Annotated in this window: 11 protein-coding genes; 10 read left to right on the top strand and 1 reads right to left on the bottom strand. The window is 70.2% G+C overall.

Features of this window, described 5'->3' with window-relative positions:
* The 9 genes from ACTWOL_RS01200 to ACTWOL_RS01160 are packed head-to-tail and all read left to right on the top strand — an operon-like array spanning position 1 to position 10,891.
* Positions 1-1,524 (top strand): class I adenylate-forming enzyme family protein, encoded by a 1,524-nt coding sequence (locus ACTWOL_RS01200; protein ID WP_474293354.1) that lies wholly within the window; start codon positions 1-3, stop codon positions 1,522-1,524.
* A gap of 1 nt (position 1,525) precedes the next feature.
* Positions 1,526-2,359, top strand: coding sequence for an alpha/beta fold hydrolase (locus tag ACTWOL_RS01195; protein WP_474293353.1), 834 nt, complete (start codon positions 1,526-1,528; stop codon positions 2,357-2,359).
* Positions 2,356-3,345: an ATP-grasp domain-containing protein gene (locus tag ACTWOL_RS01190; RefSeq protein WP_474293351.1), complete on the top strand. Its 990-nt coding sequence runs from the start codon at positions 2,356-2,358 to the stop codon at positions 3,343-3,345. Before ACTWOL_RS01195 ends, ACTWOL_RS01190 begins: the two co-directional genes overlap by 4 nt.
* Positions 3,342-4,508, top strand: coding sequence for an AMP-binding protein (locus ACTWOL_RS01185; protein ID WP_474293349.1), 1,167 nt, complete (start codon positions 3,342-3,344; stop codon positions 4,506-4,508). Before ACTWOL_RS01190 ends, ACTWOL_RS01185 begins: the two co-directional genes overlap by 4 nt.
* The gene (locus ACTWOL_RS01180; protein ID WP_474293346.1) at positions 4,505-5,830 is read left to right on the top strand and encodes an MFS transporter; all 1,326 of its coding nucleotides are present in this window, start codon (positions 4,505-4,507) and stop codon (positions 5,828-5,830) included. Before ACTWOL_RS01185 ends, ACTWOL_RS01180 begins: the two co-directional genes overlap by 4 nt.
* A gap of 1 nt (position 5,831) precedes the next feature.
* Positions 5,832-7,550, top strand: coding sequence for an AMP-binding protein (locus ACTWOL_RS01175; RefSeq protein ID WP_474293344.1), 1,719 nt, complete (start codon positions 5,832-5,834; stop codon positions 7,548-7,550).
* Complete coding sequence (leuC, locus tag ACTWOL_RS01170; protein WP_474293342.1) at positions 7,547-8,980, top strand: 3-isopropylmalate dehydratase large subunit; 1,434 nt, start codon at positions 7,547-7,549, stop codon at positions 8,978-8,980. The genes ACTWOL_RS01175 and leuC overlap by 4 nt, the downstream gene beginning before the upstream one ends.
* Positions 8,981-8,987: 7 nt before the next feature.
* Positions 8,988-9,617, top strand: coding sequence for a 3-isopropylmalate dehydratase small subunit (leuD, locus tag ACTWOL_RS01165; protein WP_474293340.1), 630 nt, complete (start codon positions 8,988-8,990; stop codon positions 9,615-9,617).
* Positions 9,618-9,643: 26 nt separating this feature from the next.
* Positions 9,644-10,891 (top strand): cytochrome P450, encoded by a 1,248-nt coding sequence (locus ACTWOL_RS01160; protein ID WP_474293338.1) that lies wholly within the window; start codon positions 9,644-9,646, stop codon positions 10,889-10,891.
* A gap of 84 nt (positions 10,892-10,975) precedes the next feature.
* Here ACTWOL_RS01160 and ACTWOL_RS01155 read toward each other — a convergent pair whose 3' ends face one another.
* Positions 10,976-11,626, bottom strand: a complete 651-nt coding sequence (locus ACTWOL_RS01155) for a helix-turn-helix transcriptional regulator (protein WP_474293335.1) — start codon at positions 11,624-11,626, stop codon at positions 10,976-10,978.
* Between the two features lie 695 nt (positions 11,627-12,321).
* On the opposite strand from ACTWOL_RS01155, the gene ACTWOL_RS01150 reads away from it, so the two are divergent.
* Positions 12,322-13,569, top strand: coding sequence for a cytochrome P450, cyclodipeptide synthase-associated (locus ACTWOL_RS01150; RefSeq protein WP_474293333.1), 1,248 nt, complete (start codon positions 12,322-12,324; stop codon positions 13,567-13,569).
* Positions 13,570-13,781 lie beyond the last annotated feature (212 nt).

Genomic DNA, 13,781 nt, shown 5'->3' with positions numbered 1-13,781 from the left:
ATGGCGCTGTACGAAGCGATCCGGTCCGTCGCGGCCGAGCGGCCCGATGCCTGCGCGGTCGAGACCACCGCGGGTGAGCGGCGCACCTACCGGGAGCTGGTCGAGCAGTGCCGGCGCATCGCGGGCGGGCTGTACGAGCGCGGTGTCCGGCCAGGAGACGTGGTGGCCTGTTCCGGACTGCCCAACGGCACCGGCCATGTCGCCTTCATCCTCGCCGTCGCCGCCCTCGACGCGTGCTACGTGCCCGTCATGGCCGGCTTCGACGCCGCGGCGGTGAAGCGAGCCCTGACCATGGCCGGACCCGTGCTCTGGGTCGGTCCACGCCACCCGAACGGCGACACCGGAAGCCTGCCGCACGCCGAACTCGCCGAACTGGAGAGCGGCGACCCCGGAGCGCTCGAGCGGGCGGAGGCCGAGCGGAACGGCCCGCCGGCGCACGCCTTCCGGATGCTGTGGACCTCGGGTTCCACCAAACTGCCCAAGCTGGTGAGCTGGCGGCAGCAGCCGTTCGTACGGGAGCGCCGGCGCTGGGTCGCCGACATCGGGATCGCCGACAGCGACGTCTTCTTCTGCCGCCACACCCTCGACGTGGCGCACGCGACCGACCTGCATGTGTTCGCCGCGCTGATCAGCGGGGCGAAGCTGGTGCTGGCCGACCCGGCCGCTCCCGCCGGCGTACTCATCAGGCAGCTGGAGCGGCACCGTGCCACCGTGATGAGCGCTCTTCCCAGCCACTACGAACAGCTCGTCGAGGCAGCCCGCACGGCACCGGGCACCGACCTCTCCGTGCTGCGCCGCCCCCTGTGCGGGGGAGCGTACGTAAGCCCGGCCCTCCTCAGGGACAGTGCGGAGGTGCTGGGCGTCCACATCCGCCAGATCTACGGATCCACGGAGTTCGGCCTGGGCCTCGGCAATATGCGCGACGTCGTGCAGAGCGACCACGGCATGTACCCGGTCGAGGGCGTCGGGACCCGGCTCGCCCCACTGACGGCCGACGCGCCGGCCGGTCTGGGAACGCTGGTACTGGAATCCGACTGCACCAGCGAGGGCTACCTCGACGACGACGAGGCCAACGCGAGCACGTTCAGGGGCGGTGAGTTCTGGACCGGTGACGTCGCGCTGCGCTGCACCGACGGCTCGTACCGCATCCTCGGCCGGGTCACCGACATGCTGGCCGGCTCCTCGGGACCCGTCGCCGCACCCACCCTCGACGCGCGCATCGCCGAGAGCTGCCCGGTCGCCGAGTCCGTCAGCCTTGCGCTGCACCCCGGCGACTACCGGGCGGACGTCCTCGTCGTGCTGCGGCCCCGGCCCGGCACCTCCCCGGCGCGAGCGGCGGCCGAGGTGGAGGCGCTGCTGCGCGAGGACGCCCTCACCGGCACCGTCATCGCCGTCGACGACATCCCCCGCACCGTGGTCGGCAAAGCCGACAAACCCCTGATCAGACGGCGGTGGGCGCCGTCGCCGCAGCCTTCGGGCCGAACCGCACCCGCCCTGGCGGGGACACACCCACAGGAGGACTGAGATGCCCGAGCTGTGCACCGAGGACGGGGCACGTATCCACTACCGGACCACCGGAACGGGCCCGGCGCTGCTGATGGTCCACGGATGGGCCGCCACCTCCCGCTTCTTCGACGACGTCGTGCCCGCCCTCGCCCGCGACCACCAGGTGGTCACCTTCGACCTGCGGGGCCACGGGCGGTCGAGACAAGCCCCTCAGGGAGCCTCGGTCGCGACCGCGGCCAAGGACGTCCACGAGCTGATCGAGCACCTGGAACTGCGCGAGGTCACGCTCGTCGGCTGGTCACTCGGCGCCGCTGTCGCCTACGCCTATCTGCACCAGTACGGCGCGAAGGCGGTCAAAGCACTGGTCTCCGTCGAGATGAGCCCCCGTCTGCTGCTCGCCCCGGACTGGGAGCACGCGGCCTTCGGAGCACTCGACACCGAAGGCGCCCTGCAGATGCAGCGCGACCTGTGGGCCGATCCGCACGCCTTCAGCGATTACCTCGTCCGCAGTTGTTTCGCCTCCGGCTCGCAGCCGAGGCCCGAACTGCTGGCGGATCTCGTCGACGAGTCGGCGGGGTGCTCCACGGGGGCCCTTCAATCGCTGCTGGTGTCCGTCCTCGGCCAGGACTGGCGGTCCCAGATCGCCGAACTGCCCGTACCCGCACTCTTCATCCACGGCGCCCGGAGCCAGGTCCAGCCCACACTCGTCGGCAACTGGCTGGCCGACACGGCGCCGCCGGGATCGGAGCTCGAGGTCTTCGAGAACAGCGGACACCTGCCGTTCGTCGAGGAGCCCGAGAGGTTCAGCGCCGTGGTGACCCGTTTCGTCTCCGGAAAGCAGGTCGCCGTATGAAGCGCCTGGTCAACATCTTCCCCGATCGCAGCTCGCAGCTCGGCGTCCGGCACGAGACCGTCTACTGGGGCGACTACCAGGAAGCCGCGCGGCGCGTCGGCATGGACTTCGTCGTCGTGGCACCCGAACGCATCGTGATGCGGGACGACGACGCCTTCCTCGACGGCGAGCGTATGGAGCCCGAGCGGGACATCGTGCTCTGCGACGTCACGACCATGCCGCATCACGAACTCGACCTGTGGCCGTGCCTGTCGACGGTCCGTTCGCTGGAGGCCCTGGGCTTCTGGTCCGCCATCCCGCACGACGCCGGCATCCTCCTCAACGACAAGTTCGCGACCCAGCGGGTCTTCTCCGGCCTCGATGTGCCCGTGATCCCCTCGGTGCGGCTCACCGCCGACCGGGATCTGGGCCACCTCGACTACCACAGCCTGGTGCCCGACGACTGGTTCCCGGTCTTCGTCAAACCCCTGTCCTGGGGCTGCGGACTGGGCTGTGTGCGCTGCACGGACCGGCCCACCCTCGACTCGGTGCTCAGCCTCGCGTCCGGCAGCAGAACCGCGCTGCTCATCCAGCCGGCCATACCCGACGTCGTCTCCGACGTCCGGGTGTACGCGCTCGACGGCGTCATCGAGTACGTCCTCGACCGTCTGCCGCAACAGGATGCGCACGCGTGCAACGTCTCCCGCGGCGGCCGGCTCGCACGCCGGGAGTCCCCGCCCGAGGGCGCTCAGGCCATCGTGGACGCCGTCCACGGGAAGCTCGGCCTCAGCTATTTCTGCGTGGACCTGCTGGAGACGGCCGGCGGAGGTCTGTGGCTCTCGGAGCTGGAGATCGACGGCGCCATCGGCCGCAAGGACGGACTCGACGAGGACGTGTTCGAGTTCGTGGGCAAGCGGTACTCCCACTACGCCGAACGGCACGACCGGATTCTGCTCGACCGGATCCGGAAGAACCCCCCGTCCGGCGAGAAAGAGCTCACACCATGAACATCGGAAACGTTGCCTGGGACGCCGTGCTGAAGTCCGCCGAGCGATGGGCGGAGCGGGGCGGCCCCGCGGTGCCCCCCACGGCGGACGGCCTGGAGTCGCTCGCCGTCTCGGGACCCGCGGACATCCTCGCGGCCAGCAGACACCAGGCGCGCACCGAAGGCGGCGGGATCGTGCTGTCCAGCGGTGGCACCACGGGCAAGCCGAAGATCACCTTTGTGCCCCACCACCAGGGTCTGGACGACGTCCTCACACAGTGGCGACCGCTGGCCCCCGGATCCGTCCTGCTCAACCTGTTCACCCCCGGGCGTATGTGGGGATCGCACTACTACATCGAAGGTCTCGCCGAGCGCAGCGGCGCTTCGGTCGTCCCCTTCGGCCCCGTCGCGCGCGACGAGGCCCCCGACTGGATCGACACCTTCGCCGACATCGGCGTCGACGCCATCACCGGCACGCCCACGGCCCTCGCCGACTTCGCGAGCGGAGCGCTCGACGCCGGGCTCACCCTGCCGGTCAAGAAGATCATCTGGCTTGCCGAGAGCTGGACGGAGAACAAGGCGAAGACGGTGCGCACCGCCTTCCCCGACGCCGAGTTCTGGGGCAACTACGGATCGGTGGAGACCTACATCATCGCCACCAACGGTCCCGGGTGCGACCTCCCCGTCCTCCACCTGCTGCCCGATCAGGTCCTCGAACTCGACGACAAGGGAGCGGTGCTGACGCGCGTCGGCGAAGGCTGGACCGTGCCCACCGTCCGCTACCGCCTCGGTGACCGTCTGGTAGCCGCCGACTGTCGCTGCGGAGCGCCCCGCGGACTGCGTGTCGCCTCCCGCGCCGACGACACGTTCAAGCTCGCCGGAGCCCTGTTCTCGGTGGGTGACCTGCTGGAGACCACCACCCGGCAGACCGGGGTGGACCATGCCCAGCTGGTGCTCGTCCCCTCCGAGGAGGAGGCCGGTGCGCTGCGCACCGTTGTCGTCCGGTACACCGGCGACGCCGACCCCGCCCCGGTCCTCGACCGCGTCCTGCGGGACAACTACGACCTGGGTGTCATCGCGCGCCAGGATCCCTCGGTCGTCCGCGTCGAGAACGTCCCGGAGCTGACCAGAATCGAACGCACCAACAAGATCCCGCCCGTGATCCGCGAGGCTGCCGCGACGTGAATCTCCTCACCAGGACGAGGGAGCCCACAGCCCGGCGACCGCTGGGACGGCAGTTCCAACTGCTCTGGGCGGGTTCCTCGGTCAGTCTGCTCGGCGACCGTGTCACCGTCGTCGCCCTGCCCACCCTCGCCGTCTACACCCTCGGCGCCTCCGCTTTCGAGGTCGGCCTGATCACCACCGCGCAGTACGCGGCGACCCCCGTGCTCGGCCTGCTCGCCGGGGCGCTGACCGACCGCTGGGACCGGCGCAGACTGCTCATCTTCTGCGACCTCGTACGCGTCGTGGCCCTGGCCGCCATCCCGTTCGCCGTGTGGTTCGGCCGGCTGTCGCTCGCGGTGCTCATGGTGTGCGTCGTCATCGCCAGCGCGGCGACGGTCTTCTTCAACATCGCGAGTTCGGCGGCGCTCCCGGCCGTGGTCGAAACGCGCGATGTCGTTCGCGCCAACTCCCGGCTGGAGACCAGCCGAACCGTCAGCGAGGTCTCGGGACCGGCCCTGGCGGGCGGCATCTACCACGCACTGGGCAGCTGGTCGCTGCTGATCGACGCGTGCACCTTCCTGTTCTCCGCGGGCACACTCACCGCGATGCGGCCCTTCGGAGGCCGTACGAGCAGAGGGGAACGTCTGTGGCCCCGGCTGGGGCTCGGGGTGCGGGTGATCCGCAAGGACCCTGTGCTGGTCCGGTGTGCCCTGGGCACCCTGATGGCGAATGCCGGCGGTTCCATCTACTTCACCGTCTATCCGCTCCTCGCCTACCAGGGCCTGCACATGTCGGTCGCCGCCTTCGGCGCCGCCCAGTCGGTGGCCGCCTTCGGGGCGGTCGCCGGCGCCCTCATCGCCTCGCGCGTCACGGACCGCGTCGGAGCCGGCCGGGTCAGGACGTGGACCGCCGTCGCCGAGCCGGTCTGTGTCATCGGTGTGCTGCTGGCTCCGACGCTGCCCGCGATGCTCGTTCTCTCGGCATCGGGTGCCTTCGCCGGATTCTTCCAGGCGCTCTACAACGTCAACTCTATGTCCGTACGACAGGTGCGTGTGCGGGACGAGGAACAGAGCGCCATGCACGCGGCGTACCGGACCCTGGCGTGGGGGATCGTGCCCATCGGCGCCTTCACCGGGGGCGCCGCTGTCGCCGCGCTCACCGACTCGCTCGGCGCTCTGGGATCCGTCCAGGCGGTCATCGCGGGAGCCGCGGTGCTGTCCATGTCCGCCGCGCTTCCGCTCTCGGGCATCCAGGCGTCCCTCGACCGCGAGCGGGCGGCTGCCGCCGAAGCGCCCGACGGGGAGACCAGTGTGCGGACCGGGGCCGGAACGGACGGATCGTGAGATGACACCGACACGAACCCTCGCCCAGTTGTTCGCCGCCACCGTCGCGCGGTATCCCGATCACATCGCGCTCGAGGTGGCGGGGCTCCGGCTCACGTACCGCGAACTCGACCGGGCGGCCCGCCGTGCCGGCTCGGCTCTGCTGACCGCGGCGGGCGGCGGGTCGCCCGGCAGGGTCGCCCTGATCGCATCCCGCAGCCCCGTCGCCTACGCCGTCTATCTGGCGGCCCAGCAGCTCGGTGTGACCGTTCTGCCGCTGAGCTGCCACCAGTCGGCGTCGCGTGCGGCATCGGTGTGCGCGTCCGCCGGTGCCGGCGTGGTCGTGGTGGACGACGCAGGGGCTCCCGTCGCCGCCGCACTCCAGGAGGAGGCCGGTCCGGAAGACACCCCGCCGCAAGTCCTCGACCTCTCGGGAACGGCTGCCCGCGGAGTCCTCGAAGGGCCCGTACCGCAACCCGCGGAACCGCCCGCGGACCCGCACACGCAGGCCTACATCCTGTTCACCTCCGGATCCACGGGCCGCCCCAAGGGAGTGCCGATCCGCCACGGCAATGTCGTCCCGTATGTGACGCAGTGCATCGAGCGGTACGGCGCCGGGCCCGGCAGCCGCCTCTCGCAGACCTTCGACCTCACCTTCGACCCCTCGGTCTTCGACCTCTTCGTCGCCTGGGGGTCCGGTGCCACCCTCGTGGTCCCACGCAAGGAGGACCTGCTCGACCCGGCTGCGTTCGTCTCCCGGAACGCGCTCACCCACTGGTTCTCCGTACCGTCGGTGATCGGCTTCGCCCGGCGGCTCGGACGGCTGCGACCCGGCTCGATGCCCACGCTGCGCCACAGTCTCTTCGCCGGTGAACAGCTGACGCTCGATCAGGCCCGAGCATGGCGGGCCGCCGCACCGAACGGCGTCGTCGGCAATCTCTACGGACCCACCGAGCTGACGGTCACCTCCCTGAGCCATCAGTTGCCGACCGAGGTGGAGCAGTGGCCGGGGACGGCGAACGGAACGGTGCCCATCGGGGCAGCGAATCCGGGTCTCGAGGCGCTGGTGGTCGACGAGCACGGACGGGAGTCGGACGAGGGTGAACTCCTCGTACGGGGACCGCAGCGCTTCCACGGCTACCTGGACTCCCGGGACAACCGGGACAAGTTCGCCGCCGTCGACGAGCACGGCATGCGCAGCGTCCCCGCAAGCGGCCCCATCACTGACGAACTCTGGTACCGCACAGGCGACTTGGTCGGTCGGCGTGGCCCCGATCTGGTGCACCTCGGCAGGATCGACGACCAGGTCAAGATCCGTGGACACCGCATCGAACCGGGGGAGGTCGAGGCGGTGCTGCGCCGGCACTCCGGTGTGCACGACGCCGCGGCGTTCGCCCTGGCCGCCGAGGACGGCGAGCGGGAACTGGTGGTCGCCTACACGGGCCTGAGGCTTCGCCGGAAAGAGCTGGTGGCCACCGCGCGGCGCGCGCTGCCCGAGCACATGCTGCCCGACCGGTATGTGCATGTGACCGCGTTGCCCCTCGGTCCCAACGGGAAACTCGACCGCAAGGGCCTCGTGTCCCGACTGGGGCTGGACCGGACACCCGGCCCGGCACCGATGGCGGCCGACGCCCCCGTCTTGCCCGGCAGCCCGGCGACAGCCCCGTACACCGGCACCGCCCGGATCCCCCGGCCGCCCGAGACAGCCGGCCCGCCCGAGACCCCCGAGGAACCCTCATGAACCACCCCACCACGCTGGCCGACAAGATCTGGGAACGGCATGTCGTCGACCGCGGGGAGTCCGACCTCATCTACATCGACATGCACCTGCTGCACGAGGTGAGCTCACCCCAGGCGTTCGAGGGGCTGCGAATGGCCGGGCGCTCCGTCCGCCGCCCCGACCTCGCGGTCGCCACCGCCGACCACGACGTCCCGACCACCGGTGGCAACCTGCCGGCCGGGGACCTGCGGGGCGCACGCCAACTCCAGGTCCAGATGGACAACTGCCGTGAAGCCGGCATCGAACTGCACCCGATGAACTCCCCGGGACAGGGCATCGTGCACGTCATCGGTCCACAGATGGGGCTCACCCAGCCCGGGATGACCATCGTCTGCGGCGACAGCCACACCGCCACCCACGGTGCGTTCGGAGCCATCGCCTTCGGTATCGGCACCAGCGAGGTCGAGCACGTGCTGGCCACCCAGACGCTGCGCGCGGCCAAGCCGCGGAACATGGCGGTGACGGTCCACGGGACCCTGCGTACCGGTGTCACCGCGAAGGACCTCGTACTCGCGGTCATCGCGCGGATCGGCACCCGGGCGGGAACCGGCAGCATCATCGAGTTCCGCGGCGAGGCCGTCCGCTCCCTCACCATGGAGGGACGGATGACGGTGTGCAACATGGCCGTCGAGGCCGGAGCCCGCACGGGACTGATCGCCCCGGACGACACCACGTACCGCTATCTCGAAGGACGGGAACGCTCCCCGCGCGGCGCTCTGTGGGAGCACGCGCTCGACGACTGGCGGACCCTGCGCAGCGACGACGGGGCCGCCTTCGACCGCGAGGCGGTGATCGACGCATCGGACATCGGTCCCCAGGTGAGCTGGGGCACCAACCCCGGCCAGACCGTCTCGATCGACGGGCGCGTCCCCGATCCGTGCGACTTCCACGACGAGGCCGAGCGCCACTCGACGGAACGATCGCTGCGCTACATGGATCTGACACCCGGTACCGCCCTCAGGGACATCGGCATCGACATCGTGTTCATCGGCTCCTGCACCAACAGCCGGTTGGAGGATCTGCGGGCGGCGGCCCGCGTACTGCGCGGGCGCAAGGTCGCACCGTCGGTGCGGGCCCTGGTCGTACCGGGTTCGGCACAGATCAAACGGCAGGCCGAGGAGGAAGGCCTGGACCGGGTGTTCACCGACGCCGGCTTCGAATGGCGATCCCCGGGCTGCTCCATGTGTGTGGGCATCAACGGTGACACCGTGCCCGCGGGGATGCGCAGTGCCTCCACCTCCAACCGGAACTTCGAGGGGCGCCAGGGCGCGGGCGCGCGAACTCACCTCGTCTCCCCGGAGACCGCCGCCGCCACCGCGGTGCTCGGCCACCTCGCCGGCGCCGGCGACCTGGCCGCCTCCGCTTCCTACTCCGACTCGTCACAAGGGTGAGGTCCGCATGCGACCGCTGAGCACACTGACCGGCCGGGCCGTACCGCTGCCCCGGGCCGACGTGGACACGGACCAGATCATCCCCGCCATATGGCTGAAGCAGACCAGCCGCACCGGTTACGCGGACGGGCTGTTCGAGGAGTGGCGCAAGGACCCGGCGTTCGTCCTGAACCAGCCCGAACGGCGGGGCGCCACCATTCTCGTCGGCGGCCCGAACTTCGGCTGCGGCTCGTCACGTGAGCACGCCCCCTGGGCCCTCGCCGAGTACGGCTTCGGTGCCGTCATCTCCTCCCGGTTCGCCGACATCTTCCGCAACAACATGCCCAACGCCGGGCTGGTCCCGGCCGAGGTGGCTCCGGACGTCGCGGAGGCACTGATGCGCGCGACGACCGAGGACGCCGAGGCCGAGATCACGGTGAACGTGGTCGAGCGCACGGTGCACTGCGCCGCTGCGGGAATCACCACGGAGCCGTTCTTCCTGGACGACGCCGCCCACGACAGGCTCGTGGGCGGTTACGACCTGCTCGACCTCACCCTGCGACTCGACGCCGCGATCAGCGCCTACGAGGAGCGCCGTCCGCCCTGGCTGCCCAAGGGCCGGGGAGCGGCCCCCTCCCGGCCGGATGCTCCCCACTGACCGTCCGGGAAAGGAGCGATGCCCCCGTGACCACCACCGCAGCGCCGGCGACCGCGGACCTCGAACACGTCGATCTGGACCAACTGGACCTCTTCGATCCGGCCTTCCACGCGACCGGCGATCCGCACCTGGTCTGGGCCGCCCTGCGCGCCCGCGCCCCACTGCACCGCCAGGTGCTGCCCGACGGGCGGTCGTTCCGGTCCGTCACCCGCTACCAGGACGCCTGCCGAGTGCTCGGCGACCACCGCGACTTCACCTCCGAGCGGGGTAGTCTCCTCGCCCAGCTCGGACAGGGGGACGCGGCGGCCGGCAGGATGCTGGTCGCCACCGATCCACCGCGCCACGACGAACTGCGGCGCCCCCTGAACCGCCTGTTCGCGAAGGGAGCCGTCGCCCGGACCGAGGAACGGATCCGGCACGCGGTGCGTACGGCGCTCACCCCTGCCCGGGAAGGAGCCGTCTGGGACCTCGCCCAGCAGGTGATGACACTGCCCATGGCGGCCGCCGGCGCCCTCATGGACATACCGGAGCAGGACTGGCCGCGGCTCGTGCGCCTGACCGGTATGGCGGCCGCGCCCGAAGACCCGTGCTGGGCCCCGCTGCACGGCAGGGAAGCGTTGCTCACGGGCCATCACGGGCTCTTCGAATACTTCGCCCGGGAGGTCCGCACGCGCTCCGGCACTCCGGGTGAGGACGTCATCAGGCATCTCATGACCATGACCGCGGGGGAGTCCCCGCTCAGCCGCGAGGAGGTCGTGGTCAACTGCTACAGCGTGCTCCTCGGGGCCAACGCCACCACCCCGCACACCGCAGCCGGGACCGTCCTCGCCCTGATGGAGAACCCGGACCAGTACCGCGCCGCCGCCGACAACCCCCGGCTGATCCCGGGCCTGGTCGAGGAAGGGCTGCGCTGGGCCAGCTCGGCCGGCAGCTTTCTGAGGCACGCGGTACGGGATGTCGAACTGAGCGGAGGCCGGGTGCGCAAGGGCGACGCGGTGGCCGTCTGGGTCGGCTCGGCGAACCGGGACGAGAGGGTGTTCTCCGAGCCGTACCGTTTTGACATCGAACGGACCGACAACCGTCATCTGGCCTTCGGACTCGGCCACCACTATTGCCTGGGCGCCACCGTAGCCCGTCTCACCCTGCGGGTCTTCTTCGAGGAAGTCCTGTCGCTTGTGGAGGAGTTCGAGCCCGCAGGGCTCCCCCGGCGGCTTGCATCGAATTTCGTCGCCGGCTGGACCCACCTGCCGGTACGTACCCGGATCCGCAGCTGAGACCGGATGTCGCGGCGCCGCGCCCCGGTCCGCACCCGCCGTGCCTCAGGCTCCGGGGAGCCGGAGGCACGGCGACAGCTCGCGTCAGATGTGTCCCTCGCGCATCGCATACGCAACGGCGTGGGCACGGTTGCGCAGATGGAGCCGGGTGGTCATCCCGTGCAGCACGTTCTTGACCGTGCGTTCGGAATACGAGAGTTTGTCGGCGATCTCCCCGGTGTCCAGTCCCTCGGCGATCAGACGGATGACGGCCACCTCGCGTGGCGCCAGTCCCGCCAGCGTGCCGGGCTGCCCGTCACCGACGCTGCGCTGTAACTGCCCGACCTGGCTGAGCAGCCGGGAGAGCAGATCGGGCGGCAGATCCCCCTCGTGCCGCGAGGCCGCGACGACGGCCCGGAATAACCGGTGAGGGGTGGCATCTCGCCGCCAGAGGATGGTTCCGACGCCGCATCCGACGATATCGAGCAGGTCGGCCTCGCGGATCAGGCTCGCCACGAGCACGACCCGTGCCTCGTCGATCCGGACGAGACGGCGCAACGTCGTGATCGTCGACTCTTCTATCGTCTCGGCGACGAAGACGACCACGGCTCCGCGGTGCTCCTCTCGGTCCTCGACGAGCGACACCTCCCGGTACTGGGCGAGCTGGGTTGTTAAGCCCGTCAGTGAGATCGGGTCCGGCGCGTGGACTGTGACGGCAATCCGCTTCTCGGCGGAGCCCTCCATGGCATGCAACATATGGGGTTTCCTCGTTGTCTGGAGCGAATCGCTCCGGTCTCGCATCGCCCGCACGTCCGCTGGGGTGCCGCGGCCGCCGGACGCTAGAAAGCCGGGCGCGTTACGCCGGCTCTCCGGTGACTACGGAGGCTCCCTCCGGCATGGTTCATCGGATCCGCACGGCATGATGGACCCCGTCAGGTCTTCCTTGCGGAAGGTGTGACGGAGCGGTCGACCCGGAGACGCTTCCTGTGCGGGGCGGCGTTGACACTTCGCGCCGCCGGGAGGTCCCAACGGGTCTCGGAGGCTGGTGCCTCCCACCACCTACGCCCGGTACACACTGCCGCTGTCACAATGTTGACCATGGTTCTGAGAGGACAGTCGGACATGGGATGCCAACGAGGCGTGTCACACGGCGTGACGTGCGCCGCCCAGTCCGGATTACGGGCGCTTCCGGCCGTACCTCTCGGCTGCTCGCACAGGCCCTAGTTACCGCCCGAGCTGCCCCTGTTCCCTGCGGTACCGGCGTTCCCGGACGTCGCCGAGTCGATCCTTGCCCGCAGGCAGCCTCTGAACCCGCGAGCAGATCGTCGCCGACCGGTTCTCCCAGGCGACTGGTTCCGATCAGGACTGCCGCATTTTCGCCGAGGCGCGGACGCTCCGTTCCGCCCTGCCCCCGCCCTTGCTCTTTCCCCATGCCTTGAGAGGTCCCAGCCATGCCCATGGACAACTTCAGCATCCTGTCCGAGGACTTCGCCGCTGCCCCCTACCGCTGTTTCCCACAGCTGAGGGAGCAGGCTCCGGTGCACTACGAGCCGGCGATCGACAGCTACTTCATCTCCCGCTATCAGGATGTGAAGCGGGTACTGACCGACCATGAGGCGTTCACCACCGAGATGCTGCAGGCGCGCGCCGAGCCGGTGATGCGCGGGCGAGTGCTGGCCCAGATGACCGGGGCCGAGCACACCGCCAAGCGGAAGATCGTTGTCCGGAGCTTCACCGGGCAGGCCCTGCAGGACCAGATAAGAGCCATCCACACCAATGCCGCCGAGCTGATGGCGCCGTTCCTCCCCCAGGGCAGGGTGGATCTCGTCAACGACTTCGGCAAACCGCTCGCCGTGTATGTGGCGCTGGATGTCCTCGGCCTGGACAGAAAGGACTGGCAGCAGGTGGCCGCCTGGCACAGCGGGGTCGCCGAGTTCATCACCGCCATCACCCTTACCCCCGAACGCCGGCAGCACTGCCTTGACTGCGCCGAGCAGTTGGAGGCCTACCTCGTCCCCATCATCGAGCAGCGGCGCAGCCACCCGGGCGAGGACCTGATATCGAAGCTGTGCACCGCCGAGTTCGACGGCATCGCCATGAGCAACCGCGATGTCACCGCACTGATCATCAATGTTCTGGCCGCAGCCACCGAGCCCGCGGACAAGACTCTCGCCCTGCTCTTCAAGCACCTGATCGACCACCCCGAGCAGATGGCGCAGGTGCGCCAGGACCCGAGCCTGCTGCCCGCCGCGATCGCGGAGACCCTGCGCTACACCCCGCCGGTCCAGCTCATCCCTCGTCAGACGCACGAGAACGCCGTGTTCGCCGGCACCAGGGTCCCGGCAGGCGCCATCGTTTTCTGCATGATCGGCGCGGCCAACCGCGACCCCGACGCCTTCACCGCCCCGGACACCTTCGACATCCACCGCCCGGACCTGGGCACCGCCCGTTCCTTCACCGCCGCCGCCCAGCACCTGTCCTTCGGTACCGGACTCCACCAGTGTGTCGGTGCGGCCTTCGCACGCACCGAGCTCGAGACCGTCGCCGCGATGCTCTTCCCTCTGCTCGACCGGGTCCGTTACAGCCCCGGCTTCCGCTACCGGGAGGCGGGCCTGTACACCCGTGGCCCCGTCTCCCTGTCGCTGGACTTCACCCCCGTCCACGAAGGCGCTCACGAAGGCGGCACCGGCCAGGGCTGACGTTCGTCCCTCGCCGCCGGCCTCCACAGGGCAGGCCGGCGGCCGTGGGGTTACCTCCCAGCGGAAGCCGGGGGAGTGCCGTGCAGTGCGCCGCGAGCCGGTGAACCTATCCAGGCGAATGGCCGTAGGTACCGGATGCAACAACACTTCACACTGGTGCGGGTGCACGGCCTCGATCCGGGACGGAGCGGGGCAGCGTACGAGGGGGCTGG

This window comes from Micromonospora sp. IBHARD003 (assembly GCF_056106285.1).
The sequence above is the reverse complement of the archived record's forward strand: the minus strand, read 5'-3'. Positions and strand labels throughout refer to the sequence as shown.